Source organism: Streptomyces bikiniensis, assembly GCF_000716625.1.
Taxonomy (GTDB): Bacteria; Actinomycetota; Actinomycetes; order Streptomycetales; family Streptomycetaceae; genus Streptomyces; species Streptomyces bikiniensis.
Genome location: NZ_JNXJ01000006.1, coordinates 115,591 through 140,914, shown reverse-complemented (window position 1 = coordinate 140,914; position 25,324 = coordinate 115,591). Strand labels below are relative to the sequence as shown.

Annotated in this window: 26 protein-coding genes; 21 read left to right on the top strand and 5 right to left on the bottom strand. The window is 72.4% G+C overall.

Annotation, left to right across the window (positions count from 1 at the left end):
* Positions 1–120 precede the first annotated feature (120 nt).
* Positions 121–726 (bottom strand): sugar transferase, encoded by a 606-nt coding sequence (locus OO47_RS05935; RefSeq protein ID WP_078489496.1) that lies wholly within the window; start codon positions 724–726, stop codon positions 121–123.
* 273 nt (positions 727–999) lie between these two features.
* Here OO47_RS05935 and dnaK point away from each other — a divergent pair, with 273 nt between their 5' ends.
* Genes dnaK through OO47_RS05915 form a run of 4 tightly spaced genes read left to right on the top strand, consistent with a single transcriptional unit; the run spans position 1,000 to position 5,151 of the window.
* The gene (gene dnaK, locus OO47_RS05930) at positions 1,000–2,844 is read left to right on the top strand and encodes a molecular chaperone DnaK (RefSeq protein WP_030206195.1); all 1,845 of its coding nucleotides are present in this window, start codon (positions 1,000–1,002) and stop codon (positions 2,842–2,844) included.
* Entirely contained in the window at positions 2,841–3,503 is a 663-nt protein-coding gene (grpE, locus tag OO47_RS05925) for a nucleotide exchange factor GrpE (RefSeq protein ID WP_030206194.1), read from the top strand. The genes dnaK and grpE overlap by 4 nt, the downstream gene beginning before the upstream one ends.
* Positions 3,504–3,533: 30 nt before the next feature.
* Entirely contained in the window at positions 3,534–4,703 is a 1,170-nt protein-coding gene (gene dnaJ / locus OO47_RS05920) for a molecular chaperone DnaJ (RefSeq protein ID WP_030206192.1), read from the top strand.
* A 4-nt stretch (positions 4,704–4,707) separates the two neighbouring features.
* A complete protein-coding gene (locus OO47_RS05915; RefSeq protein WP_030206175.1) occupies positions 4,708–5,151 on the top strand; it encodes a heat shock protein transcriptional repressor HspR in 444 nt (147 codons plus the stop codon).
* Positions 5,152–5,219: 68 nt separating this feature from the next.
* Here the strand turns inward: OO47_RS05915 and OO47_RS05910 are convergent, their stop codons facing one another.
* Together OO47_RS05910 and OO47_RS05905 are read right to left on the bottom strand one after the other, a co-directional pair.
* Complete coding sequence (locus OO47_RS05910) at positions 5,220–5,699, bottom strand: hypothetical protein (RefSeq protein WP_030206172.1); 480 nt, start codon at positions 5,697–5,699, stop codon at positions 5,220–5,222.
* Between the two features lie 32 nt (positions 5,700–5,731).
* Positions 5,732–6,724 carry a regulatory protein gene (locus OO47_RS05905; protein WP_030206169.1) on the bottom strand — a complete coding sequence of 331 codons (993 nt, stop codon included), beginning with the start codon at positions 6,722–6,724 and terminating at the stop codon, positions 5,732–5,734.
* Between the two features lie 127 nt (positions 6,725–6,851).
* Here OO47_RS05905 and OO47_RS05900 point away from each other — a divergent pair, with 127 nt between their 5' ends.
* Positions 6,852–7,130, top strand: coding sequence for a hypothetical protein (locus OO47_RS05900; protein ID WP_030206168.1), 279 nt, complete (start codon positions 6,852–6,854; stop codon positions 7,128–7,130).
* The gene (locus tag OO47_RS05895; RefSeq protein ID WP_030206166.1) at positions 7,127–7,447 is read left to right on the top strand and encodes a Rieske (2Fe-2S) protein; all 321 of its coding nucleotides are present in this window, start codon (positions 7,127–7,129) and stop codon (positions 7,445–7,447) included. Before OO47_RS05900 ends, OO47_RS05895 begins: the two co-directional genes overlap by 4 nt.
* Before the next feature lie 204 nt (positions 7,448–7,651).
* Here the strand turns inward: OO47_RS05895 and OO47_RS05890 are convergent, their stop codons facing one another.
* Positions 7,652–8,056 (bottom strand): pyridoxamine 5'-phosphate oxidase family protein, encoded by a 405-nt coding sequence (locus OO47_RS05890; RefSeq protein ID WP_030206165.1) that lies wholly within the window; start codon positions 8,054–8,056, stop codon positions 7,652–7,654.
* A 147-nt stretch (positions 8,057–8,203) separates the two neighbouring features.
* Between OO47_RS05890 and clpB the strand changes: the two genes are divergently transcribed.
* From clpB to OO47_RS05870, 4 genes are all read left to right on the top strand, one after another.
* On the top strand, positions 8,204–10,807 hold the full coding sequence (gene clpB / locus OO47_RS05885; protein ID WP_030206164.1) for an ATP-dependent chaperone ClpB: 2,604 nt from the start codon (positions 8,204–8,206) through the stop codon (positions 10,805–10,807).
* A 24-nt stretch (positions 10,808–10,831) separates the two neighbouring features.
* Positions 10,832–11,056, top strand: a complete 225-nt coding sequence (locus tag OO47_RS05880) for a hypothetical protein (protein ID WP_033208190.1) — start codon at positions 10,832–10,834, stop codon at positions 11,054–11,056.
* Positions 11,053–11,376, top strand: a complete 324-nt coding sequence (locus OO47_RS05875; RefSeq protein ID WP_030206162.1) for a type II toxin-antitoxin system PemK/MazF family toxin — start codon at positions 11,053–11,055, stop codon at positions 11,374–11,376. The genes OO47_RS05880 and OO47_RS05875 overlap by 4 nt, the downstream gene beginning before the upstream one ends.
* Before the next feature lie 71 nt (positions 11,377–11,447).
* Positions 11,448–11,981, top strand: a complete 534-nt coding sequence (locus OO47_RS05870) for a type III secretion system chaperone family protein (RefSeq protein ID WP_030206161.1) — start codon at positions 11,448–11,450, stop codon at positions 11,979–11,981.
* Between the two features lie 69 nt (positions 11,982–12,050).
* Here the strand turns inward: OO47_RS05870 and OO47_RS05865 are convergent, their stop codons facing one another.
* Complete coding sequence (locus OO47_RS05865) at positions 12,051–13,220, bottom strand: pyridoxal phosphate-dependent aminotransferase (RefSeq protein WP_033208187.1); 1,170 nt, start codon at positions 13,218–13,220, stop codon at positions 12,051–12,053.
* Between the two features lie 99 nt (positions 13,221–13,319).
* Between OO47_RS05865 and OO47_RS05860 the strand changes: the two genes are divergently transcribed.
* The 11 genes from OO47_RS05860 (at position 13,320) to OO47_RS05810 (ending at position 25,261) form a co-directional block, all read left to right on the top strand.
* Positions 13,320–13,634 (top strand): hypothetical protein, encoded by a 315-nt coding sequence (locus OO47_RS05860; RefSeq protein WP_030206158.1) that lies wholly within the window; start codon positions 13,320–13,322, stop codon positions 13,632–13,634.
* A 310-nt stretch (positions 13,635–13,944) separates the two neighbouring features.
* Positions 13,945–14,463, top strand: a complete 519-nt coding sequence (locus OO47_RS05855; protein WP_030206157.1) for a DUF2617 family protein — start codon at positions 13,945–13,947, stop codon at positions 14,461–14,463.
* 74 nt (positions 14,464–14,537) lie between these two features.
* Entirely contained in the window at positions 14,538–16,199 is a 1,662-nt protein-coding gene (locus OO47_RS05850) for a polyamine aminopropyltransferase (RefSeq protein WP_051715212.1), read from the top strand.
* Positions 16,200–16,272: 73 nt separating this feature from the next.
* Positions 16,273–17,223 (top strand): SRPBCC family protein, encoded by a 951-nt coding sequence (locus OO47_RS05845; RefSeq protein ID WP_030206153.1) that lies wholly within the window; start codon positions 16,273–16,275, stop codon positions 17,221–17,223.
* Between the two features lie 98 nt (positions 17,224–17,321).
* On the top strand, positions 17,322–18,107 hold the full coding sequence (locus OO47_RS05840; RefSeq protein ID WP_030206151.1) for an aldose epimerase family protein: 786 nt from the start codon (positions 17,322–17,324) through the stop codon (positions 18,105–18,107).
* A gap of 42 nt (positions 18,108–18,149) precedes the next feature.
* Entirely contained in the window at positions 18,150–18,689 is a 540-nt protein-coding gene (gene pyrE, locus OO47_RS05835; protein WP_030206148.1) for an orotate phosphoribosyltransferase, read from the top strand.
* A gap of 223 nt (positions 18,690–18,912) precedes the next feature.
* Positions 18,913–19,935, top strand: a complete 1,023-nt coding sequence (gene fbaA, locus OO47_RS05830) for a class II fructose-bisphosphate aldolase (RefSeq protein WP_030206146.1) — start codon at positions 18,913–18,915, stop codon at positions 19,933–19,935.
* An 84-nt stretch (positions 19,936–20,019) separates the two neighbouring features.
* Complete coding sequence (locus OO47_RS05825; protein ID WP_030206141.1) at positions 20,020–21,180, top strand: MalY/PatB family protein; 1,161 nt, start codon at positions 20,020–20,022, stop codon at positions 21,178–21,180.
* A gap of 204 nt (positions 21,181–21,384) precedes the next feature.
* Positions 21,385–23,376 carry an Ig-like domain-containing protein gene (locus tag OO47_RS05820; protein WP_030206140.1) on the top strand — a complete coding sequence of 664 codons (1,992 nt, stop codon included), beginning with the start codon at positions 21,385–21,387 and terminating at the stop codon, positions 23,374–23,376.
* Between the two features lie 183 nt (positions 23,377–23,559).
* Positions 23,560–23,973, top strand: a complete 414-nt coding sequence (locus OO47_RS05815) for a DUF3151 domain-containing protein (RefSeq protein ID WP_030206138.1) — start codon at positions 23,560–23,562, stop codon at positions 23,971–23,973.
* Between the two features lie 307 nt (positions 23,974–24,280).
* Positions 24,281–25,261, top strand: coding sequence for a DUF3152 domain-containing protein (locus OO47_RS05810; RefSeq protein WP_030206136.1), 981 nt, complete (start codon positions 24,281–24,283; stop codon positions 25,259–25,261).
* Positions 25,262–25,324: the final 63 nt, after the last annotated feature.

Genomic DNA, 25,324 nt, shown 5'->3' with positions numbered 1-25,324 from the left:
CTCGAGCGGGCCCGCTCAGTGCCTGAGCTGAGCCTACTAAGCGGTAACTTATTTAGTCCGTGCTGAGATTACCCGCTCGCGGCCCGGTGATGCAGGGGCCCTCGCGGTGATCTGTGTCGCTCAGGCAACCCTTCCCGGAGCCCGGACGGCCCGTGCCGGACGGCCCGCCGCGCGGCGTCTGCGCACTGCTGGAAGCGTACGCGCCAGGACGAGCAGGTCCGTCCCCAGCCAGTGGTGGTCCACATAGTGGAGGTCCAGCAGCTCCCGCTCCTCCCACGGCAGGTCCGAGCGCCCGCTGATCTGCCACGGGCCGGTGAGCCCCGGTCGTACGGAGAGCCGGCGGCGCCCCTCGCCCGCGCACTCCCGGTGGTTCGGGGTCAGCGGGCACGGTCCGACCAGGGACATCCGGCCCGCCACCACGTGCAGCAGCAGGGGCAGCGCGGCCAGCGGGCTCCGGGTGCGGAAGGTCAGCATGGTGAAGGGCCGGCCCTCCAGGCCCGCCACCGTCCGGCGGCGCAGCACCCCGCGGCCGGGGTCCGGCGAGCCGAGCGCGATCGAGAGGGCGACGGCGGCGAACAGGGGGGAGAGGGCGGCGAGGAGGGCGAGCCCGCCCAGAACGTCGAAGGCGCGCTTGGCCGCCGTGCCCCCGCGGGCCACCGTGCTCCCGTCGGCCGTCGTGCCCCCGCGGGCCGCCGCGCTCCCGTCGGTCGCCGTGCCCGTCGTCATTCCCCCACATCCTTCCGCGTGAGAATCATGGGATATTCGTGGAATATGCCCGCTTTGCCCGGGAAGGGGCACCCGGACTCTCTCACGGGCCCCCCTCCCGGGAGGGGGAATGACGCGCTTCTCCGCCTCCCCCTCCACCCCTCCGGGCCGGGCCTTTGAGTGAACCGGCCGATGGAGAGTTGAGTCGCACCGACTCAGGTCTGTTGACTCGGTACCGGGAGTCGTGCATCCTTGAGCCAGTACCACTCAAGTCAGTCAGCTGGAGGAATCGAAATGGCACGTGCGGTCGGCATCGACCTGGGCACGACTAACTCCGTCGTCAGCGTTCTGGAAGGCGGCGAGCCCACCGTCATCACCAACGCCGAGGGCGCCAGGACCACGCCGTCCGTCGTCGCCTTCGCGAAGAACGGCGAGGTGCTCGTCGGCGAGGTGGCCAAGCGCCAGGCCGTCACCAACGTCGACAGGACCATCCGGTCGGTCAAGCGCCACATGGGCACCGACTGGAAGATCGACATCGACGGCAAGAGCTTCAACCCGCAGCAGATGAGCGCCTTTATCCTGCAGAAGCTCAAGCGCGACGCCGAGGCCTACCTGGGCGAGAAGGTCGTCGACGCGGTCATCACCGTCCCGGCGTACTTCAACGACTCCGAGCGCCAGGCCACCAAGGAGGCCGGTGAGATCGCGGGCCTCAACGTCCTGCGCATCGTCAACGAGCCGACCGCGGCCGCCCTGGCCTACGGCCTGGACAAGGACGACCAGACGATCCTCGTCTTCGACCTCGGTGGCGGCACCTTCGACGTGTCCCTCCTGGAGATCGGCGACGGCGTCGTCGAGGTGAAGGCCACCAACGGCGACAACCACCTCGGTGGCGACGACTGGGACCAGCGCGTCGTCGACTACCTGGTGACCCAGTTCCAGAACGGCCACGGCGTGGACCTGGCCAAGGACAAGATGGCCCTCCAGCGTCTGCGCGAGGCGGCCGAGAAGGCGAAGATCGAGCTCTCGTCCTCGACCGAGACCACGATCAACCTGCCCTACATCACGGCCTCCGCCGAGGGCCCGCTGCACCTGGACGAGAAGCTCACGCGCGCCCAGTTCCAGCAGCTCACCTCGGATCTGCTGGAGCGCTGCAAGGTGCCCTTCCACAACGTCATCAAGGACGCGGGCATCCAGCTCTCCGAGATCGACCACGTCGTCCTCGTCGGCGGCTCGACCCGCATGCCGGCCGTCGCCGAGCTGGTCAAGGAGCTGACCGGCGGCCGCGAGGCCAACAAGGGCGTGAACCCGGACGAGGTCGTCGCCATCGGCGCCGCCCTGCAGGCCGGCGTCCTCAAGGGCGAGGTCAAGGACGTCCTGCTCCTCGACGTCACCCCGCTGTCCCTCGGCATCGAGACCAAGGGCGGCATCATGACCAAGCTCATCGAGCGCAACACCACGATCCCGACCAAGCGGTCCGAGATCTTCACGACGGCCGAGGACAACCAGCCGTCCGTGCAGATCCAGGTCTACCAGGGCGAGCGCGAGATCGCGGCGTACAACAAGAAGCTCGGCATGTTCGAGCTGACCGGCCTCCCGCCGGCCCCGCGCGGCGTCCCGCAGATCGAGGTCGCCTTCGACATCGACGCCAACGGCATCATGCACGTGACCGCGAAGGACCTGGGCACGGGCAAGGAGCAGAAGATGACCGTCACCGGCGGCTCCTCGCTGCCGAAGGACGAGGTCGACCGGATGCGCCAGGAGGCCGAGCAGTACGCGGAGGAGGACCACCGCCGCCGCGAGGCCGCCGAGTCCCGCAACCAGGGCGAGCAGCTCGTCTACCAGACGGAGAAGTTCCTCAAGGACAACGAGGACAAGGTCCCCGGCGACGTCAAGACCGAGGTCGAGGGCGCCCTCGCCGAGCTGAAGGAGAAGCTCAAGGGCGAGGACACCGCCGAGATCCGCACCGCCACCGAGAAGGTCGCGGCCGTCTCGCAGAAGCTGGGCCAGGCGCTCTACGCCGATGCCCAGGGCGCCCAGGCCGCCGGCGGCGACGCCGGTGCGGGCCAGGCGAAGGCGGACGACGACGTCGTCGACGCCGAGATCGTGGACGACGAGCCGAAGAAGGGTGGCCAGGCGTGACCGAGGAGACCCCGGGCTTCGAGGAGAAGCCCGACGTCCCCTCCGGCGCCACCCCTGACGACGCCGCCGAGGCCGTCGAGGACTCCGCCCAGGAGGACGCGACGGCCCCGGCCGGGGACGCAAGCAGCCAGAAGCCGGCCGGTGACGCGGGCCTCACGGCCCAGCTGGACCAGGTGCGCTCCGCGCTCGACGAGCGCACCGCGGACCTCCAGCGGCTCCAGGCCGAGTACCAGAACTACCGCCGCCGCGTGGAGCGGGACCGGGTCACGGTCAAGGAGATCGCCGTCGCGAGCCTCCTGTCCGAGCTCCTTCCCGTGCTCGACGACGTCGGCCGGGCCCGGGACCACGGCGAACTCGTGGGCGGGTTCAAGTCGGTGGCCGAATCGCTGGAGACCGTCGTCGCCAAGATGGGTCTGCAGCAGTTCGGCAAGGAGGGCGAGCCCTTCGACCCGACGATCCACGAGGCCCTGATGCACTCGTACGCGCCGGACGTCACCGAGACGACCTGCGTGGCGATCCTGCAGCCCGGGTATCGGATCGGCGAGCGGACCATCCGGCCCGCCCGCGTGGCCGTCGCCGAGCCCCAGCCGGGCGCGGCCCCGGCCAAGGACGAGAAGAAGTCGGCCGACGAGGAGAGCGGTGCCCCCGAGGAGGGGTGACGCAACGATCGTCCGGAAGGAGGGACGTCGATGAGCACGAAGGACTTCGTCGAGAAGGACTACTACAAGGTCCTCGGCGTCCCCAAGGACGCCACCGAGGCCGAGATCAAGAAGGCGTACCGGAAGCTCGCCCGCGAGAACCACCCGGACGCCAACAAGGGCGACACCAAGGCCGAGGAGCGCTTCAAGGAGATCTCCGAGGCGAACGACGTCCTCGGCGACCCCAAGCGGCGCAAGGAGTACGACGAGGCCCGCGCGCTCTTCGGGAACGGCGGCCTCCGGGCCGGCGGACCCGGCGGGGGCTCGTTCAACTTCGACCTGGGCGACCTCTTCGGGGGCGCCCAGGGCGGGGCCGGCGGCTTCGGCGGCGGTGGCGGCATCGGGGACGTCTTCGGCGGCCTGTTCAACCGCGGCGGGGGCGGCGCCCGCAACCAGCCGCGGCGCGGCCAGGACGTCGAGTCCGAGGTGACGCTCAGCTTCACCGAGGCCATCGAGGGCGCGACCGTACCGCTGCGGATGTCCAGCCAGCAGCCGTGCACGGCCTGTTCGGGCACCGGCGACAAGAACGGCACGCCCCGGGTGTGCCCGACCTGCGTCGGCACCGGGCAGGTCTCGCGCGGCAGCGGCGGCGGCTTCTCGCTCACCGACCCCTGCGTGGACTGCAAGGGGCGCGGCCTCATGGCCGAGACCCCCTGCGAGGTCTGCAAGGGCAGCGGCCGGGCCAAGTCCTCGCGCACCATGCAGGTCCGCATCCCGGCCGGCGTGAGCGACAACCAGAAGATCCGGCTGCGCGGCAAGGGCGCGCCGGGCGAGCGCGGCGGGCCCAACGGCGACCTGTACGTCGTGGTGCACGTCGACGCCCACCCGGTCTTCGGCCGCAAGGACGACAACCTCACCGTCACGGTGCCGGTCTCCTTCACGGAGGCGGCGCTCGGCGGCGAGGTCAAGGTGCCGACCCTCGGCGGCCCCGCGGTCACCCTCAAGCTGCCCGCGGGCACGCCGAACGGCCGGACCATGCGCGCCCGGGGCAAGGGCGCGGTCCGCAAGGACGGGACGCGCGGCGACCTCCTCGTCACGGTCGAGGTCGCCGTGCCGAAGGAACTGGACGACAAGGCACGCGAGGCCCTGGAGACCTACCGCGAGGCGACCGCCTCCGAGGACCCGCGGGCCGAGCTGTTCCAGGCCGCGAAGGGAGCGTGACCCGGTGGAAGGGCGCCGACGCAATCCGTACGAACTGACCGACGAGTCGCCGGTGTACGTCATCTCGGTGGCGGCCCAGCTCTCCGGGCTGCACCCCCAGACCCTGCGTCAGTACGACCGGCTCGGCCTGGTCTCCCCGGGCCGCACGGCGGGCCGGGGGCGGCGCTACTCGGCCCGCGACATCGAACTGCTCCGCCAGGTGCAGCAGTTGTCGCAGGACGAGGGCATCAACCTGGCCGGGATCAAGCGCATCATCGAACTGGAGAACCAGGTCGCCGCGCTCCAGAACCGGATCGCCGAGCTGTCGGCGGCCGTGGACGGCGCGGCGGCGGCGATGCGGCAGCGCGAGGCCCAGGTGCACGCCTCGTACCGGCGCGACCTCGTGCCGTACCAGGACGTGCAGCAGGCGAGCGCGCTGGTGGTCTGGCGCCCCAAGCGCGGCGAGTAGCGCCGCACTTCACGCCGTGAGGCCCCCGTCACAGCCGTGGCGGGGGCCTCGCGCGTGTTCTCGGGGGATCAGGGGATCAGTTCGGCCACGATGTCCCCGAGCGTCTCCCACCAGGGGGCCGCGCCCGTGCCGAAGGCGGCGGCGAGGGCGGTGCCGACGGCGACGTCGAGCGGCTCGGGGGCGCGGTCCGGCAGCCACTCGGGGTCCACGCGTCCGTCGCCGCTGGAGACCAGGGTGCCGAGCCGCCGCCCGTCCCGGGTCAGCCGGCTCTCGGCGTACGAGCAGGGGACGAGGCGGTGGCGGACCCCGCCGACGACGGCGTCCACCCGGTAGGAGCGGCGCAGCAGCCGCCCCCGGGCGGGTCGGAGCCCGGCCGGGGCGCCGTCCACGGTGAGGGTGAGGAGGGCGGCCCTGCGGGTGCCGATCGGCACGTGGTCCGCGGGCTCGGTTCCCGGGGCCCGTACGAGCTCCACGACGGGGAGGCCGGGGCCGGAGACGCGCAGGGTTCCGGCGGGCCCGTCGAGTTCGATCCGTACGTCTGCGTCCACGCTCGTGTCCCTGGGGGTGTTCGCGGGGTCGTTCACGGGGCCGGGCCGTCCTGTTCGAGGATGCCGGACCGGGCGATGAGGTAGCCGAGCTGGGCCCGGCTGCCGCTGCCGAGGGCGGCGGCGAGCTTGGCGATGTGGGCGCGGCAGGTGCGCACGTTCATCCCGAGCCGGCGGGCGATGGCCTCGTCCACGTGCCCCTCGACGAGGAGCCGGGCGATGGAGCGCTGGACGCCGCCTATGCCGTCCGCGGACGGCTTGTAGGGGATCTCCTCGTCCCAGGGCACGCCGTGCAGCCAGAACTGCTCGAAGACGCCGACGAGGTACTGGACGAGCCCTTCGTGGCGCAGTTCCAGGGCGACCTGGCGGTCGCTGCGGGCCGGCACGAAGGCGACCTTGCGGTCCACGATGATCAGCCGGTCGATGATCTCTTCGAGGGTGCGCAGGACGAGCCCGTAGGGAGCGACCCGCTCGACGTACGCCAGGGTGGCGGGGTGGTGCCGGGCGGTGTGCTGGTAGAGCGTGCGCATCCGGACGCCCCGGTCGAGCAGGGGCTCCATGCGGCGCAGGGCCGCTTCGAGGGTCTCGGGGCGCCGTCCGCTGCCCGGCTGGACGGTGAGGAGCTCCGTCGTGCACTCGTTGATGACGCGGTCCAGCGTGGCGTTGATGACGCTGAGGCCTTCGAGGACGGTGATGGCCTGGGTGGCGGAGGGGTCCGGCGTGTGGATGGCGAGGAAGGGCTCGAACACGTCGGCCAGGGCGATGGCGTGCTGGCGGCGCTCCTGGATCTGCTGCTCTATGGGGTGGATGAGCTGGTTCAGGGCGATCGTGGGCGGGATCGGGTGCAGCCACCGGCTGTCGTCCGGGTCCGGGTGCAGGAGCGACAGTTCCTTGAGGCAGGGGGCGGCCTCGGCCTCGGAACGGGCTATGCGGCCCGTGCGGAGGGCTTTCGCGTACAGCTCCTTGCCCACGGCGCACAGTTCCCCGTGACTGTGTTTATGTCCGGAAGCGTCACATTCAAGTCCCATTTACACCCCCCCAGGGTTATGCATTACAGGAACATGATGCCCGGCTTGGGTGGTGAAAAGGAGCGGGTGTGAGCCATCGTCTATGACGCGGGGGGGAGGTAGTGATCAAAAGAGGTGGAGATCGGCCATGACCAGGATGGTTCGTGCACTTGGCGCCATAGCCGTTGCGGCGGCTGCTCTCGGTGCGCTCGCCGTTGGCGAGCCCTCGTGGGAGACGCACCCGGCGCACTCGGTGGCGGGGCAGAACGAGCCCTCGTGGGAGACCGCCCCGGCACGTGAGGTCCTCGCCAAGCCCGGTGAGCCCTCGTGGGAGGTCGCCCCGCGCGAGGGTGAGCCCTCGTGGGAGGCCGTTCCCCTGGAGGGCGAGCCCTCCTGGGAGACTGCGCCCAGGGGCGTCGGAGCGTGAGCGTCCCACCGGACGACCGCAGGTTCCGGCGGGAGATGGCCTCGGCCTACCGCTCCGGCTGGCACTTCGTCGACCTCGCCACGGCCATCCCCCACCGTGGCGACTCGCTGAAGGTGACCCTCTTCGGAGAGCCGATCGTCGTCGCCCGCGAGCAGGACGAGGACGTCCGCGCCTACCGGTGCCTGCGCCGGCCGCGCGGTGCCCCGCAGCCCATCCGCTGTGCCATCCGGTACGGCATGATCTTCGTCAACCTCGACCAGCGCGACCACCAGCTGATCGAGCCCGAGACCATCACCGCCACCCCCCGCAGTGCCTGAGCGATCCCCCCGTCGTTGTAGGTCGCCCAGGTACTTCCCCCACACAGCGGCGCCATCGCGGACCTGAAACGCGATGGCGCCGCTGTGCTGCGCCCGTGTTCTCCCGGGCGCCCGGCCCGCCTTCTCCGGGGCGCCCGGCGTCGTACTTCCCGCCGGGCGCCCGCGTTCCTTCCGGGGCGCTCGCGCACCCTCCCCGGGAGCGCGTCAGGCGCGGCCCATCGCCCGGGTGAGGGCGATCTCGATCACGACCCGGTCCGGGTTCGGGGTCGGCGTGCGGCCGTAGCGCTCCGCGTAGCGGGCGACGGCGTCCGCGACGACCTCCGCCTCCGTGCGGATGCGGGCGACGCCCTCCAGGGTGGCCCAGCGCCCCCGGTCGACCTGGCAGACCGCGACCCGCGCGCCCTCCGCGCCCGCCGCCAGGACGTTGGCGACCTTCCGGCTGTTCCTGTTGGTGATCACGCGCGCGTACCCGCCCTCGGGGTCGTACGTGACGCCGACCGCCACCACGTGCGGGGTGCCGTCCGGACGCGGGGTGGTCAGGGTGCACATGTGGTACTCGCGCCAGAAGCCGAGGTACGAGTCGGAGGGGTTCCTGGGATCCGTTGCCATGCCCGGAAACTACCCGGGGAGGACTCCCGCCGATAACTTGAGCGGTACCGGCTCAACTTTGTGTACTCTGGAGGAGTCACAGAAGTCGTGGAGCGGATCCGTACGGGGTCCGCGCAGGCACCCGCACGCCGAGGAGGAGCACCGCACATGGACGCCGAACTGACCAACAGGAGCCGGGACGCGCTCAACGCGGCGAGCAGCCGCGCCGTGTCCGAGGGGCACCCGGACCTGACCCCGGCGCATCTGCTGCTCGCCCTCCTCGCCGGCCAGGACAACGAGAACATCACCGACCTGCTCGCCGCCGTCGAGGCCGACCAGGCCGCCGTGCGCGCCGAGGCCGAGCGGCTGCTCGCCGCCCAGCCGAGCGTCGCGGGGTCCACGGTCGCGCCCCCGCAGCCCAACCGCGAACTCCTCGCGGTCGTCGCGGACGCCGCGCAGCGGGCCAAGGAGCTCGGGGACGACTTCGTCTCCACCGAGCACCTGCTCATCGGCGTCGCCGCCAAGGGCGGCCGGGCCGGTGAGATCCTCGACCGGCAGGGCGCGAGCGCGAAGCGGCTGCTCGACGCCTTCGAGACGACCAGGGGAGGACGCCGGGTGACCACACCCGACCCGGAAGGGCAGTACAAGGCGCTGGAGAAGTTCGGCACGGACTTCACCGCCGCCGCGCGCGAGGGCAAGCTGGACCCGGTCATCGGCCGCGACCACGAGATCCGGCGCGTGGTCCAGGTGCTCTCCCGCCGCACCAAGAACAACCCGGTCCTCATCGGCGAGCCCGGCGTCGGCAAGACCGCCGTCGTCGAGGGCCTGGCCCAGCGGATCGTGAAGGGCGACGTTCCCGAGTCCCTGAAGAACAAGCGGCTCGTCTCGCTCGACCTCGGCGCGATGGTCGCCGGCGCGAAGTACCGCGGCGAGTTCGAGGAGCGCCTGAAGACCGTCCTCTCCGAGATCAAGGAGAGCGACGGGCAGGTCATCACCTTCATCGACGAGCTGCACACGGTCGTCGGCGCGGGCGCGGGCGGCGACTCCGCCATGGACGCGGGCAACATGCTCAAGCCGATGCTGGCCCGCGGCGAGCTGCGCATGGTCGGCGCGACCACCCTGGACGAGTACCGCGAGCGCATCGAGAAGGACCCCGCCCTGGAGCGCCGCTTCCAGCAGGTCCTGGTCGCCGAGCCGACCGTCGAGGACACCGTCGCGATCCTGCGCGGGCTCAAGGGCCGGTACGAGGCCCACCACAAGGTGCAGATCAACGACTCCGCCCTGGTGGCCGCCGCGACCCTCTCCGACCGGTACATCACCTCCCGCTTCCTGCCCGACAAGGCCATCGACCTCGTCGACGAGGCCGCCTCCCGGCTCCGCATGGAGATCGACTCGTCCCCGGTCGAGATCGACGAGCTCCAGCGCTCCGTGGACCGGCTCCGCATGGAGGAGCTGGCCCTGAAGAACGAGACGGACGCGGCGAGCAAGCAGCGCCTGGAGAAGCTGCGGCGCGACCTCGCGGACCGCGAGGAGGAGCTGCGCGGCCTCACCGCCCGCTGGGAGAAGGAGAAGCAGTCCCTCAACCGGGTCGGTGAGCTGAAGGAGCGCCTGGACGAGGCCCGCGGCCGCGCCGAGCGCGCCCAGCGCGACGGCGACTTCGACACCGCCTCCAAGCTGCTCTACGGCGAGATCCCGGCCCTGGAGCGGGAGCTGGAGGAGGCCTCCGAGGCCGAGGCCCAGCAGGAGACCTCGAAGGACACGATGGTGAAGGAGGAGGTCGGCCCCGACGACATCGCGGACGTGGTCGGCTCCTGGACCGGCATCCCCGCCGGCCGCCTCCTGGAGGGCGAGACGCAGAAGCTGCTCCGCATGGAGGACGAGCTGGGCAAGCGGCTCATCGGCCAGTCCGAGGCCGTGCGGGCCGTCTCCGACGCGGTGCGCCGCACCCGCGCCGGGATCGCGGACCCCGACCGGCCCACCGGCTCCTTCCTCTTCCTCGGCCCGACCGGCGTCGGCAAGACCGAGCTGGCGAAGGCGCTCGCGGACTTCCTCTTCGACGACGAGCGGGCCATGGTCCGCATCGACATGTCGGAGTACGGCGAGAAGCACTCCGTCGCCCGCCTGGTCGGCGCGCCCCCCGGCTACGTCGGCTACGAGGAGGGCGGCCAGCTCACGGAGGCGGTCCGCCGCCGCCCGTACAGCGTGGTGCTGCTCGACGAGGTGGAGAAGGCGCACCCGGAGGTCTTCGACGTCCTGCTCCAGGTCCTGGACGACGGGCGGCTCACCGACGGGCAGGGCCGGACGGTGGACTTCCGCAACACCATCCTGATCCTGACCTCGAACCTCGGCAGCCAGTACCTGGTCGATCCGGCGACCCCGGAGGACGTGAAGAAGCAGCAGGTCCTGGAGGTCGTGCGGGCCAGCTTCAAGCCGGAGTTCCTGAACCGGCTGGACGACCTGGTGGTCTTCTCGGCCCTCGACCGGGCCGAGCTGGGCCGGATCGCCCGGCTCCAGATCGACCGCCTCGCCAAGCGGCTCTCCGAGCGGCGCCTCACCCTGGACGTCACCCCGGAGGCCCTGGAGTGGCTGGCCGACGAGGGCAACGACCCGGCGTACGGCGCCCGGCCGCTGCGCCGCCTGATCCAGACGGCGATCGGCGACCGGCTGGCCCGCGAGATCCTGGCGGGCGAGGTCCGCGACGGCGACACGGTCCGCGTGGACCGGGTCGGGAACGACCTGATCGTGGGGCCGAGCACCGGCAAGACGCTGTAACACGTTTTGCGATACGCTGCCTCCATGGGAACTCTCAACGTCCGCACGGACGAGTCCATGGAGGCAGCCATAAGAGCGCTCGCGGAGGAGTTCGGCTCGCGTAGCGAGGCCGTGCGCTACGCCCTCCTGCGCACCTACAAGGAGCGGCTGATCGAGCAGGCGAAGTCCGACGCGGCCCGCGTGGCGGCGGACCCCGACGACCAGGCCGAGATGCTGGCGATCCAGCGCTTCATGGGCGTCGCCGAGTGATCTTCCGGGGGGCGATCGTCGAGATCCGGCAGCTTCCCGGCGCCCGGGGTCACGAGCAGCAGGGGAACCGCTACGCCGTCGTGATCCAGTCGGACCAGTTCGCGACGTCGACGGTGACGGTCGCGATGACGTCGACCAGCGCCGCGCCGGCGGTCTACCGGCCGGAGATCGAGTTCGACGGCCGGACGACACGGATCCTCACCGACCAGATCTACTCCGTCGATCCGACCGCGCGCTTCGGCGCCTTCAAGGGCGCGCTCGACGCCGGGGAGCTGAGGGACCTCGACAGGGCCCTCATGCTCAAGCTCGGCCTCTTCTGACGGCCTGGGGTTGCCACAACAGGCCCGGGATGGGAGAGGATGGCGAGCATCCGTACGAAGGGAAATACACGGTGAGCATCGACCCGTCCTCGATTCCGAATTTCGGGGGCCAGCCCCAGCCTCAGGCCGCAGGACCGGCGGGCCCCGTCGTCCCCGACCAGGACCTCGTCAAGCAGCTCCTCGACCAGATGGAGCTGAAGTACGTCGTCGACGACGAGGGCGACCTCGCGGCGCCGTGGGAGGAGTTCCGCACCTACTTCATGTTCCGCGGCGAGGCGGAGCAGCAGGTCTTCTCGGTCCGGACGTTCTACGACCGCCCGCACTCGGCCGACGACCGCGCGAAGATCCTCGACGCGATCGACGACTGGAACCGCCGCACGCTGTGGCCCAAGGTCTACACCCACCTGCACGAGGAGGAGGACGGCTCCGCCACCCTCCGCCTCATCGGCGAGGCCCAGATGCTGATCGGCACCGGCGTCTCCCTGGAGCACTTCGTGTCCTCCACGGTGAGCTGGGTCCGCGCCTCCATCGAGTTCGACAAGTGGATCGTGGAGCAGTTCGGCCTGGAGTCCCCGGAGGACAAGGCCGAGGGCGACGAGGCCTGAGCCCCGCCCGAACGCGAAGGAGCCCGGCCCCCGGAAAAAAGGGGGGGCCGGGCTCTTCGCTTCCCGCCCTCAGGCCAGCCGCTTGAGGCGGGAGACGGCGTCCTCCAGGACCTCGGTCCGCTTGCAGAAGGCGAAGCGGACGAAGGGGGCGCCCGCCTCGCGGTGGTCGTAGAAGACGGCGTTGGGGATGGCGACGACGCCGGCGCGCTCCGGCAGGGAGCGGCAGAAGGCGAGGCCGTCGGTGGCGCCGAGGGGGCGGACGTCGGTGGTGACGAAGTAGGTGCCCGAGGGGCGGTAGACCTCGAAGCCCGCCTGCGCGAGGCCCTCGCCCAGCAGGTCCCGCTTGGCCGCCAGGTCGGCGCGCAGGGCGTCGAAGTACGTGTCCGGGAGCCGGAGCGCCTCGGCGACCGCGTACTGGAACGGGCCGGAGGAGACGTACGTCAGGAACTGCTTGGCCGAGCGGACGGCCGAGGTCAGCTCGGGGCTCGCGGTGATCCAGCCGACCTTCCAGCCCGTGAACGAGAACGTCTTGCCGGCCGACGAGATGGTGACCGTGCGCTCCCGCATGCCCGGCAGGCTCGCGATCGGCACGTGCTCGGCGCCGTCGAAGACCAGGTGCTCGTAGACCTCGTCCGTGACCACGAGCAGGTCCCGCTCGACCGCGAGCTCGGCGACGGCCGTCAGCTCGGCCCGGGTCAGGACGGTGCCGGTGGGGTTGTGCGGGGTGTTAAGCAGGATCAGCCGCGTCCGGTCGGTGACGGCGGCCCGCAGCTCGTCCAGGTCGAGGACGTAGGCGCCCTCGTGCGGGCGGAGGGTGACGGGCACGCGGGTGCCGCCGGCCATCGCGACGCAGGCCGCGTACGAGTCGTAGTACGGCTCCAGGGCGATCACCTCGTCGCCCGGCTCCACCAGGGCGAGGAGCGAGGCCGCGATCGCCTCGGTGGCGCCCGCCGTGACGAGGACCTCCGTGTCGGGGTCGTGCTCCAGGCCGTACCGCTTCCGCTGGTGGTCCGCGATCGCCGTCCGCAGCTCGGGGACGCCCGGGCCCGGCGGGTACTGGTTGCCCCGGCCGTCCCGCAGGGCGCGCACCGCCGCCTCCCTGACCTCCTCCGGACCGTCGGTGTCGGGGAAGCCCTGACCGAGGTTGATCGCCCCGGTCCTGGCGGCGAGCGCGGACATCTCGGCGAAGATCGTCGTGCCGAACTCGGCGAGGCGGCGGTTGAGCGGCGGTCGTGTCATGCCCGCCATCCTGGGCCCAAGCTCTGGACTTGCTCAAGTGTGCTTTGGGCCGGGAACGGCATGGGAATCCCCCTCGCACAGAAGAACGGGGGAACACTCATGGCACTCGTCATCGGCATCGTCCTCACGGCGGCGGTCGTCACCGTCGTCGTTCTCGTCGCCACCGCCGAGAAGCGGCGCGAGGCCGCCGCCCGGCGCGCGGCCATCCGCAAGTCCGTCGCCGCGTACCGGGTCGCGGCCGCCCGCTCCGGGAGCACGAAGCGGAGCGGACGGCGGAAGAGCAGCGGCAGCGGCAGCAGTGGCAGCAGTGGCTGGGTCGGCAGCTCCTGCGGGTCCGGCAGCTCCTGCGGATCGAGCAGCTCCTGCGGGTCCGGCGGGTCGAGCTGCGGTGGCGGCTGCGGCGGCGGCAGTTGAGCGGACGGGCCGCCGGCCACGGGGGTGTCGGCGGCCCGTCGTCCCGCGCGGAAGGGGTCGTCCGCCGGCGTGCGCCCGGCGGACGATTCCGGTTGAACAAGTGAACTGTGGGGTCCCCGAAGGGGTTGGAAACCACGGCAAGTTGGGTAAAAACGCTGCGAGTCGTCCGGCGTCCGTGGTTCTCTCGCTCCTGACAGAGACAGCCCTCGGACCGTGTGTGGACCCGAGCCGGCGATTCCCCACTCCCGGTGAAATCCTTCACCGGGGCGCCCCCGGCCCACCCGTCAAACCGTGTTTGCGGAGCCGACCCATGCTCACCACCCTGAAGACCTCCTACACCGACACGCGCGCGGCCGATCTGGCCTGGGCGCTCGGGCGCGAGCCGCTGCCCGCCCTCGCCGTCCTCGACCTCGAACTCTCCGGCGCCAAGCTCCAGTTGAGGCTGCTCGGCGCCTCCCACCAGGTCCTCCTGGAGGAGGAGGGGCGCACGTGCTCGGAGACCGTGGCGTGCATGCCCGGCAGCAGCACCCCCCTCCCCCTGGGCGTCTCCAAGCACGTCGGCGGCTGGGAGTACGAATTCGCCGCGCGCGTCGAGACGCTCTCGGACGGCTCCTTCGCGGGCCGCGCGCAGGAGTTGCTCGCGCTCGTCGCCGACCACCCGCACGGGCTCGCCGGCACCTTCCCCGGCTCTCCGCACGCCTTCACCGCCATGCTGGCCCAGCGCCACGAGGGCCAGGTGCGGTGGCGCACCTGGCACGCCTACCCACAGGAAGGACAGTTGGTGGTGACCAGGACCAGGATCGGCGCGCGCATGCCCGCCGCACTCTGATGCGCCCCCCGAAAGCCCCATGTGCACCCGTGCGGGTGACGAGGGGCGCTCGGACCGTGACGTAGCGTTACTACATGATCGAGCCGACCGTGACCGTGCCACCCGAGGAGCGGGTACGGCGGGCGCCCGCGCGGCGGCCTGTCCGGCCGCGCGAGGCGGTACGGTTCCCGGTCCTCGCGGTGGTCTTCGTCTGCGCCGCCTGCGGCCTGGTCTACGAGCTCGAACTGGTGGCGCTCTCCTCGTACCTGATCGGGGACTCGGTCACCCAGGCCTCCGTCGTGCTCTCCGTGATGGTCTTCGCGATGGGGGTGGGCTCGCTCCTCGCCAAGCGGCTGCGCTGCCGCGCCGCCGTCGGCTTCGGCCTGGTCGAGGCCGCGCTCGCGCTCGTCGGCGGCTGCTCGGCGATGATGCTGTACGCGGCCTTCGCCTGGCTCGGCGAGTCGCGGTACGTGGTCGTGGCGTTCTCGCTCGCGATCGGAGTGCTCATCGGCGCGGAGATCCCCCTCCTGATGTCGCTGATGCAGCGCACCGGGCGGAAGGCGGGCGGCGGGGAGCCGGACGACGCGGCCGGGACGGTCGCCGACCTCTTCGCCGCCGACTACGTCGGCGCGCTGGTCGGCGGCCTCGCCTTCCCGTTCCTGCTGCTCCCCTGGCTCGGCCAGCTCACCGGCGCGCTCGTCACCGGCGCGGTCAACGCCGTCGCGGGGGGCGGGCTCGTCCTCTGGGTGTTCCGCCGCGACCTGACCGCCCGCTCCCGGGCCCTGCTCCTCGCCGCGAACCTGGGCGTCCTGGCCGTCCTCGCCACCGCGACCGTCCTCGTCGACGACTTCGAGCAGGCCGCGCGCCGGGCCGTGTACGGGGAGCACGTGCGGGTCGCCGTCCACACCGACCTCCAGGAGGTGGTGGTGACCGGGGGCCCGGAGGGACCGCCCGACCTGTTCCTCGACGGCCGGCTCCGGGTCTCCGGCCAGGACGAGTACCGCTACCACGAGGCGCTCGTCCACCCCGCGATGAACGGCCCGCACGCGCGCGTCCTCGTCGTCGGCGGCGGGGACGGGATGGCCGTCCGCGAGGTGCTGCGCCACCCCGGCGTCCGGTCCGTGACCGTCGTGGAGCTCGACCCCGGGGTCGTCCGCCTCGCCCGCACCGACCCGGCGCTCACCCGGCTCAACGGTCAGGCGTTCCGGGACCCGCGCGTCCGGGTCGTCCACGAGGACGCCTTCCACTGGCTGCGGGGCGCCGCCGACCGGGTGCGGGAACGTTACGACGTGGTGCTCTCCGACCTGCCCGACCCCGGGATCACCTCCAGCACCAAGCTGTACTCGGAGGAGTTCTACGGGCTCGTGGCCCGGGTCCTCGGCCCGTCCGGGCGGTTCGCCGTCCACGCCGGCTCGGTCACCGACCGGCCCCGCACCTACTGGACGGTCGACGCCACCCTGCGCGCCGCCGGCTTCGCGACCCGCCCCTACAGCGCGAGCGGCCGCACCCCCGGCTTCGCCGCGGGCCCCGACCGCGCCGACCGTTCCGCCGGCACGGGCCCGGGGCCCTGCGACTGGGGCTTCCTCCTGGCGGTCCCGGGCGACCGGCCGCCCGTCCTCGGCCTCGCCCCCGGCGGGCCCCGGCCGCGCTCGCTCGACGCGGACGCCCTGGCGGCTGCCGCCGACCGCGCCGAACGGACCCGGGGCGACGGGGCCCCGCCCTCCTCGACGCTGGTGCACCCGCGGTACGGCGACTGAGGAGCGGATCCGGCGCCCCCGACGCGGGGCGAACGGGCGACGCGGCGCCCCGGTCTGAGTAGGCTCGGCTCCCATGGAGCATGAGGTGTTCGTCCCGGTACCGGCCGAGGCCCTGCGCGCGACGCTCACGGACCCGGCCCGCGTGGTGCGCTGCGTGCCCGGTCTCCAGCGCGACGCCGACGCGGAGCCCCTCACGGGGCGGCTCAAGGTCCGGGTCGGCGGCCACACCATCACCTACCGGGGGGCGGCGCGGATCGTCGAGCGCGACGGCGCCATCACCTACGAGGGCGAGGGTGCCGAGGTCCGGGGCAAGGGCGGGGCGGAGCTGTCCCTCACCGTGGTCCTCACCCCGGTGGCCGGGGGCACGAACCTGAGCTTCACGGGCGCCCTGACGGCGACCGGCCGGCTCGCCGACGAGACGGACGCGACCAGGGCCGCGACGGGCGCCCGCCTGCTCGACCGGTTCGTGGAGGCGTTGACGGGGGTCGCGGGGGAGGGGCTGGGGGAGACCTCGGTCGGAGGCGCCGGTGTCGGTGCCGATCCCGTGCTCGACGCGCCCGAAGCCCTTGATGCGCCCGGCGTGCTCGACGCGCCCGACGCCCTCGACGCGCCTGACGTGCTCGACGTGCCCGACGCCCTCGGCGCCGAAGGTGCCGAAGGTGCTGAAGGCGCCGACGACGACGGGGTGGACGAAGGCGTGGAGGAGCCCTCCGGCCTCGGCGCCGGCCCCGACGCCCCGGCGCCGCCCCCCGCCCTCGGCCCCCTCTCCGACGAGGGCTTCGAGGACGCGCCGATCGAGTTCCCCGCCCCGCAGCCCGCCGCCGAGGCCGCCCATGCCCGCCGGACCATGATCGGCAGGAGCGCCGAGGAGGTCGACCACGCCCCGCCGCGCGGCCGGTACGCCCCCGTCCCCGCACCGGAGACGACCAGCGCCGGGGCCACCCTGCGCTGGATCGCCCCGGCCGCGGCCCTCGCGCTCGCCTCCGCCGTCGTCGTGGGCCGGGCCCTGCGCCGCCGCCGCTGAGGAACCGCCCGGCGCCGGGGCCCGACACACCCCCGGCGACGCCGCCGAACCGGTCGGCCCCGTTCCGTGCTCCGCGGGCTTAGGGTCGAAGCGTGAGCATGCAGACGCGACTGACGGCGGGCGACGCCGAGTTGACCATCAACCCCGACAACGGCTGCCGGATCGAGGGCCTGCGCATCGGCGGCACCGAGCTGCTGCGCCAGGGCGAGCGGTACGGGAGCTTCCCGATGGTGCCCTGGTGCGGGCGGACCGAGAATGGGCGCTTCCGCAACGGCGCCACCGTCCACCGGCTCCCGGTCAACGCGCCCCCGCACGCCATCCACGGCACCGTCCGCGACCTCGCCTGGAAGACCGCCCGCACCTCCGCGACCGAGGCCGTGTTCGTCTGCGAGCTGGGCGACCCCTGGCCGTACGGGGGCCGGGTCACCCAGGTCTTCGAGCTGGCCGAGGACTCCCTCACCCTCCGCTTCGGCGTCGAGGCCTACGACGACTCGTTCCCGGCCCAGGCCGGCTGGCACCCCTGGTTCCTGCGCAACCTCGGACGGGGCGGCCAGGACGTACGGGTCGACTTCGCGCCCGCCTGGCAGGAGGAGCGCGGCGCGGACCACCTCCCCACCGGCCGTCGGATCGACCCCCTCCCCGGCCCCTGGGACGACTGCTTCGGCATGCCCGACGGCGTCGACGTCACCCTCACCTGGCCGGAGGAGCTGGAACTGAAGGTCACCAGCCGCGCCGAGTGGGTCGTGATCTACGACGAGCAGGCGGAGGCGGTCTGCGTCGAGCCGCAGTCCGGCCCCCCGAACGGCCTCAACACCCACCCGCGCCTGGTCACCCCGATCGACCCCCTGGAGATCGAGAGCACCTGGAGCTGGCGCCGCCTCTGACCGGCGGGCCCCTGAGCCGGCGGGCCCCTTAAGCTCGTGACCATGACTGACGTACGCGCTGAGCTGCTCCAGCAGATCAAGGACAAGGCCGTGGTGCACGGCAAGGTGACCCTCTCCTCGGGTCGGGAAGCCGACTACTACATCGACCTGCGCCGGATCACGCTGGACGGCGAGGCCGCGCCGATGGTCGGTCGGGTCATGCTCGACCTCACGGCCGATCTGGACTTCGACTGCGTCGGCGGTCTCACCCTGGGCGCCGACCCGGTCGCCACCTCGATGCTGCACGCCTCCGCCGCGCGCGGGCAGCGCCTGGACGCCTTCGTCGTACGGAAGGCGCAGAAGGCGCACGGCATGCAGCGCCGCATCGAGGGGACGGACGTCAAGGGCCGTCGCTGCCTCGTCGTCGAGGACACCTCGACCACCGGCGGCTCGCCGCTGACCGCCGTCGAGGCCGTCCGCGAGGCGGGCGGCGAGGTCGTCGCCGTGGCGACGATCGTGGACCGGGGCGCCGCCGGTGCCATCGTGGAGGCGGGCCTTCCGTACCTCACCGGCTACCAGCTGGGCGACCTCGGCCTGGCGTAACTGCCGCGAAGTCGTGACGTAGAACTCGGGTCGGCATTCAGAACAGCTCTGACCTCCTTTTGTCGGGGGGGGGGGGGTTTTGCACGTGAACCCCCCCGCCCCTCGGCGTGCCGGGCCCATGGGAGCCCGGACAAGAGTCTGGAAGGATGGGGGCGACGATGACGTCGCCCCCAGGTCAGGGACAGCAACAGCACACACCCCGCACATCACAAGGAGCGGACGAATGCCCATCGCAACCCCCGAGGTCTACAACGAGATGCTCGACCGGGCGAAGGCAGGCAAGTTCGCCTACCCGGCCATCAACGTGACCTCGTCCCAGACCCTGCACGCTGCTCTGCGCGGCTTCGCGGAGGCCGAGAGCGACGGCATCATCCAGATCTCGACCGGCGGTGCCGAGTTCCTGGGCGGTCAGTACAACAAGGACATGGTCACGGGCGCCGTCGCCCTGGCCGAGTTCGCGCACATCGTCGCCGCGAAGTACGACATCACGGTCGCCCTCCACACCGACCACTGCCCCAAGGACAAGCTGGACGGCTACGTCCGTCCGCTGCTCGACATCTCCGCCGAGCGCGTCGCCCGGGGCGAGAACCCGCTGTTCCAGTCGCACATGTGGGACGGCTCCGCCGAGACCCTCGCGGACAACCTGGCCATCGGCCAGGAACTGCTCGCGAAGGCCGCCGCCGCCAAGATCATCCTTGAGGTCGAGATCACCCCGACCGGCGGCGAGGAGGACGGCGTCAGCCACGAGATCAACGACGAGCTGTACACCACGGTGGACGACGCCATCCGCACCGCCGAGGCCCTGGGCCTGGGCGAGAAGGGCCGCTACCTGCTCGCCGCGTCCTTCGGCAACGTGCACGGCGTCTACAAGCCGGGCAACGTCGTGCTCCGTCCCGAGCTGCTCAAGGACCTCCAGGCCGGCGTCGCCGCGAAGTTCGGCAAGGCCGACCCGTTCGACTTCGTCTTCCACGGCGGCTCGGGCTCCACGGCCGAGGAGATCGCCACCGCCCTGGAGAACGGCGTCGTGAAGATGAACCTCGACACCGACACCCAGTACGCCTTCACCCGTCCGGTCGTGGACCACATGTTCCGCAACTACGACGGCGTCCTGAAGGTCGACGGCGAGGTCGGCAAGAAGTCCACCTACGACCCGCGCACCTGGGGCAAGCTGGCCGAGGCCGGCATGGCCGTCCGTGTGACCGAGGCGTGCGCCGCGCTGCGCTCGACCGGCACCAAGCTGAAGTAAGCACGTGCAGGGCGAAGGGCCCGGCACCCCGCTTCCCGGGGTGGCGGGCCCTTCGCGTGCCGACGGGAAGGGCGAGAGGGCCTGATGTACGACTTCGACCGGGAGATCGACCGGCGCGGCACCTGGTCCGTCCAGTGGGACGGGATCGCGGACCGCTTCGGCGTCTCCGACCTGCTGCCCTTCACCATCTCCGACATGGACTTCGCCTCCCCGCCGGAGGTCCTCGCCGCCCTCCGCGAGCGCGTCGGCCACGGGGTCTTCGGCTACACGGACTGGCGGCTCGGGGACTTCCGCGAGGCGATACGCCACTGGTACGCGAGCCGTTACGACACCGCGATCGACCCCGCCTCCCTGGTGTACGCGCCCTCCGTGCTCAACCAGCTCTCGCAGCTCCTGCGGATGTGGACCGAGCCCGGTGACGGCGTGGTCGTCCACACCCCCACGTACGACGGCTTCCGCAAGGCCGTGACCGGGCTCGGGCGCGAGCTGCGCGGGGTCCCGGTCGGGGACGCGGAGGCCCTGGAGCGCGAGCTGGCCCGGCCGGACAGCCGGATGCTGCTGCTCTGCTCCCCCCACAACCCGACCGGCCGGGTGTGGACGGAGGCGGAGCTGACCGCCTTCGCGGAGCTGGCCGAGCGGCACGGCGTGAGCGTCGTCAGCGACGAGATCCACGCGGACCTGACCGCCGAGGGGCACCGGCACGTGCCGTGGAGCCGGATCGCGGAGCGCGGCCGGGGGCGCCGCTGGGCGCTGGTCACCTCGGGCACCAAGGCCTTCAACTTCCCCGCGCTCTCCGGCTCGTACGGGATCGTCGGCGACCCCGACGAGCGCGAGGCGTTCGTGCGGCGCATGGAGACCGGCGAGGGGCTCGCCTCGCCCGCGGTGCTCTCGCTGACCGCCCACATCGCCGCGTACCGGCACGGCGCGGCCTGGCTGGACGAGCTGCGCGGCTATGTCGCGGGCACGATGGAGCTGGTCCGGGAGCGCCTCGCCGAGGGCCTGCCCGGGGTGGTCTGGGAGCCCCCGCAGGCCGGTTACCTGGCCTGGATCGACCTGCGGCCCCTCGGGATCGAGGAGTCCCGGCTCCAGGAGGAGCTGGTCACGGCGGAGAAGGTCGCGATCATGCCGGGCGGCACGTACGGCACGCCGGGCTTCGTCCGGCTGAACGTGGGCTGCCCCCGGAAGAAGGCGGAACGGGGCGTGGACGCCCTGGTCAGGACGGCGACCCGGCTGCGGACGGCCTGACCGGGCGCGTGTGGAGGCCCTCCGCCGGTGGACGGGGGCGGCCCCGGTCCCGTACGCGGAGGGGCACCCGGCCCCGGCTCCGGTCCCGTGCACGGGGCGGGGGGATACCGGGAGGTGGCGTGTCGCACGCGTGCTCTAGTCTTCGTGCACCGTGCCCCGCTCTGAGGGCCGGAGACCATGGTTTTTTTGGGGGGTCTCTTCATCGTGCGCAAGCGCGCTCTCTCCGCCGCGACCTCGTTCGCGGTTCTCGTCGGTTCCGCGGCGCTGGTCGCGGTGACGGCGGGCCCGGCGGCTGCCGACAGCAGCCGGGTCCTTCCGATGTCGTCCGTGGGCGACATGGTGGTGGACGGTGTCCACCGGAAGATCTTCATCAGCGACCCCTACCTCGGGAAGGTCGTCGCGACCGACTACGCCGGCACGGTGCTGAGCACCGTCACCGGCCTGCCCGGGGTCACCGGGCTCGCGCTCTCCCCCGACTCGGGGAGCCTCTACGCCGCCGTCCCGGGCGCCGACGCCGTCGTCGTCCTCGACGCGGGGACCGTGACCGAGCAGGCCCGGTACGCCACCGGCGAGGGCACCGACCCGCAGTACGTCGCCCACGCGGGCGGCAGGATCTGGTTCGGCTACGGCGACGGGCACCACGGCGACATCGGGTCGGTCGACACCTCCGGCGCCGAGCCCGTGGTGACCCTGGCCCAGGACGCCGAGGCGAACTACTCGGGCGCCCCGAGGCTCGTCGCCTCGCCGGCGGACCCGAACGTCTTCGCGGCGATGTCCTCGTACTACCACCGGTTCGAACTCGGCACGTACGACGCGTCCACGGGCACCGCGACCCGTACCGCGCGCGTCCCCGCGAGCGTCGGTTCGGTGGGCATGGCCAACGACCTCGCCTTCACCCCGGACGGCGACAAGATCATCACGGCCACCGCCGGCAACCGCCACCGGGTGTGGCGGGCCTCCGACATGGCCGAACTGCCCTCCTACGCCAGCGATTACCACGGCGCCGCCGTGGCCGTCGCCGCCGACGGCACCGTGGCGGCGGGGTCCGACGCCGCGTACGCCCCGGACGTGTTCGTCTACCGGCCGGGCGAGACGAAGGCCGTGCGCCAGTACGACTTCCCGAGCACCGGCAACAGCAGCGGCGGGGACGGCCTCGGCCACAGCGCCCTCGGCTGGGAGCCGGGCGGCAAGCGCCTGTTCGCGGTGACCACGGCCAGCGGCGGCAACGCCCGCCTGCAGGTCCTGGACACGCCCACCCTGTCCGCGCCGGTGGTCACCGTGAAGGTCCCGGCCACCGTGGCGGTCCTCAAGCCGATCACCGTCTCCGGCACGGTCGCGTCGACCCTGCCGCTGCCGGCCGGCACGCCGCTCACCGTGACGCGGTACGACGCCGAGTACCCCAAGGGCACGGTGCTCGGGACGAGGGCGCTCGGGGCGAACGGCACGTTCTCCTTCACCGAGACCCCGTACGCGGCGGGCAACGTCACGTACAAGGTCGCGTACGCGGGCGACGCCACGCACTCGGGCGCGAGCGGCTCGGCGGTCGTCAATGTGACCCCGTTCAAGTCCACGCTGCTCCTCGACCAGCACAACCGCACCGTCAACCACAACACCACGGTGACGTACACGGCGTACCTCGGCTGGACGCACCGCAACCGCGTGGTGGAGATCTGGGCCGACCCGTACGGCCCCGACCCGAAGCGGCTGCTCAAGCGCGGCACGGTCAACTCGGCGGGCAAGCTGTCGGTGACGCTCAACATGACCCGCGACACCCGGGTGACCGCGTCCTTCGCGGGTGACACCCGTTCCGGCAGCGCCCACACCGGGTCCACCGTGTACACCCGGGCCGGCGTCAGCACCACGCTGTCCCGGCACTACAAGTGGACGAAGATCGGCTCCACCTCGTACCAGACGTACCACCAGAGCGCCGACGTGCTGGTCTCCGCGTGGCACAACTCGTTCCCGGGCCGCCAGACCAAGTACGAGCTCCAGGTCTGGTACGCGGGCGCCTGGTACGCGGGCTCCGAGGGCTACGTCCGGCTGAACAACAACGGCATGGCGTACATCCTGTTCGACGGCGCCGGAGCGGAGGGCGTCCGCGCCCGGGTCCGTACGGCGTACGTGGACGGACTGTCCGGCGACAACGTGAACACCACGGTCTACGGCGGATGGAAGTACTTCAACATCACCCGTTGACCCGTTGACCCGTTGACCCGTTGACCCGTTGACCCGTTGACCCGTTGACCCGTTGACCCGTCGGCTCCGCCGGCCCCGTCGCACCGCGGCCCCGTCCCCCGTCTCCTCGGATTCGGCGGGCGGGGCCTCGTCGTGCCCCGGGCGGGGCGGACCGGGGCCGTGCCGCTGAGGCAGACTGGGCCCATGGCCATCCACGAGAACCTGCTTGGGGGACCCGCCCCCACCCACCTGCCCGACGAACCGGGTCCGCGCGAACTGCTCGCGAGCGGCACGGCTCCGGCGGAGGTCGCCGCGAAGTACCCGACCTCCTCGCTCGCCTGGGCGCGTCTCGCCGACGACGCCTTCGAGGGCGGCCGGGTCGTCGAGTCGTACGCCTACGCCCGCACCGGCTACCACCGGGGTCTGGACGCCCTGCGCCGCAACGGCTGGAAGGGCCACGGCCCGGTCCCGTGGGAGCACGAGCCGAACCGCGGCTTCCTGCGCGCGCTGCACGCCCTGGCCCGCGCGGCCGGCGAGATCGGGGAGAAGGAGGAGTACGAGCGCTGCACGGCCTTCCTGCGCGACTCCTCGGAGACGGCGGCGGAGACGCTCGGCTGACACGCGCGGTCCCTGGCAGGGGCGGTCCCTGACATGGGCGGTCCCTGACACAGGCGGTCCCTGGCAGGGGCGGTCCCTCGCACCGGCGGATCCCCGGGGCGGTGGTCTTCGAACGGCCGCCGCCCCGACGCCTTTTCGAACCCGACGCCTTTCGAATCCCTGCGCCTTTTCGGAACCGCCCCCGCGATTTTCGGGTCTGTTCGAAAGGGATCGGTACGATCCCCGGAACCGCAGCACCGACGAACGCCGGTACCGAGGCCCCACTCCCTCTTCCCCCACACCGGCCGAAGCAGGGGAGAAGTCTGTCGTGGGCAAACGTGCCGCACCCGCAGGACGGCGACGGGCGCAGAGCCGCCGACGGGGCGGGGGCGGGCGCGGTCCCGTACGCCGGCTCGTCCTCCCCGCCCTGCTCCTGGCGCCCCTCGCACTCGGCGGCGGCGCGGCCCTCGCCCACTTCAACGGCGGGGCGACCGACGACACGACCGCCGCTCCGGCCCTTCCCGCGCCCGGCCCCGAGGCCGTGGCGGACCGGGGCGCGGGCCCGGCGCCCGCCCCGCCCGCCTCCCGGCCCGCCACGGCGCGGCCGGTCCCGCCGCCCCGGCCGGACCGGACGCCCGGGGCCACCGTGAAACCGGTGCCGGCCCCCACCGCGACACCGCAGCCGGCGCCGAAGCCGAAGCCGACGTTCGGGGGCACCGCGAAGAAGCCCGGCGTGCCGAAGACCGGCCCCGGGACCTTCACCACCGCCCGGGCCTCCGGCGCCCCCACCGGAGAGAGCGGCGAGCTGCGCCGCTACCGGGTCGAGGTCGAGGACGGCACCGGCCTGCGGGCGGCGGAGACGGCCGCGGAGATCCAGGGGATCCTGGCCCATCCGCGCGGCTGGGCCGCGCACGGCCGGGGCCGGTTCCAGCTGGTCTCCGAGGGCGAGGAGGCCGACTTCGTCATCCGGATCGCCACTCCCGACACGGCGGACGCGCTCTGCCTGCGCGAGGGCCTGGACACCGGCGGCGAGCTGAACTGCGAGACCACCGAGGGCGTGGTCGTGAACCTCCGGCGGTGGATGCTCGGCTCCCCGACCTTCGCGGGCGAGCCCGCCGAGTACCGGCACCTGATCATCAACCACGAGGTCGGGCACGAGATCGGCATCCGGCAGCACATGGCCTGCTCGGGGCCGGGGAAGCCCGCGCCCGCGATGATGCAGCAGATCAAGGGCCTGGACGGCTGCGTTTCGAACGCTTATCCGTATGACGAAGACGGGAGCTACATCACGGGGCCGATCGTGCCATGATGCGGTTGGGACGGCGCGCGACGGAGCGCGCCTCCCGAGGGGACCGGAGCTCCCGTGCCGCAC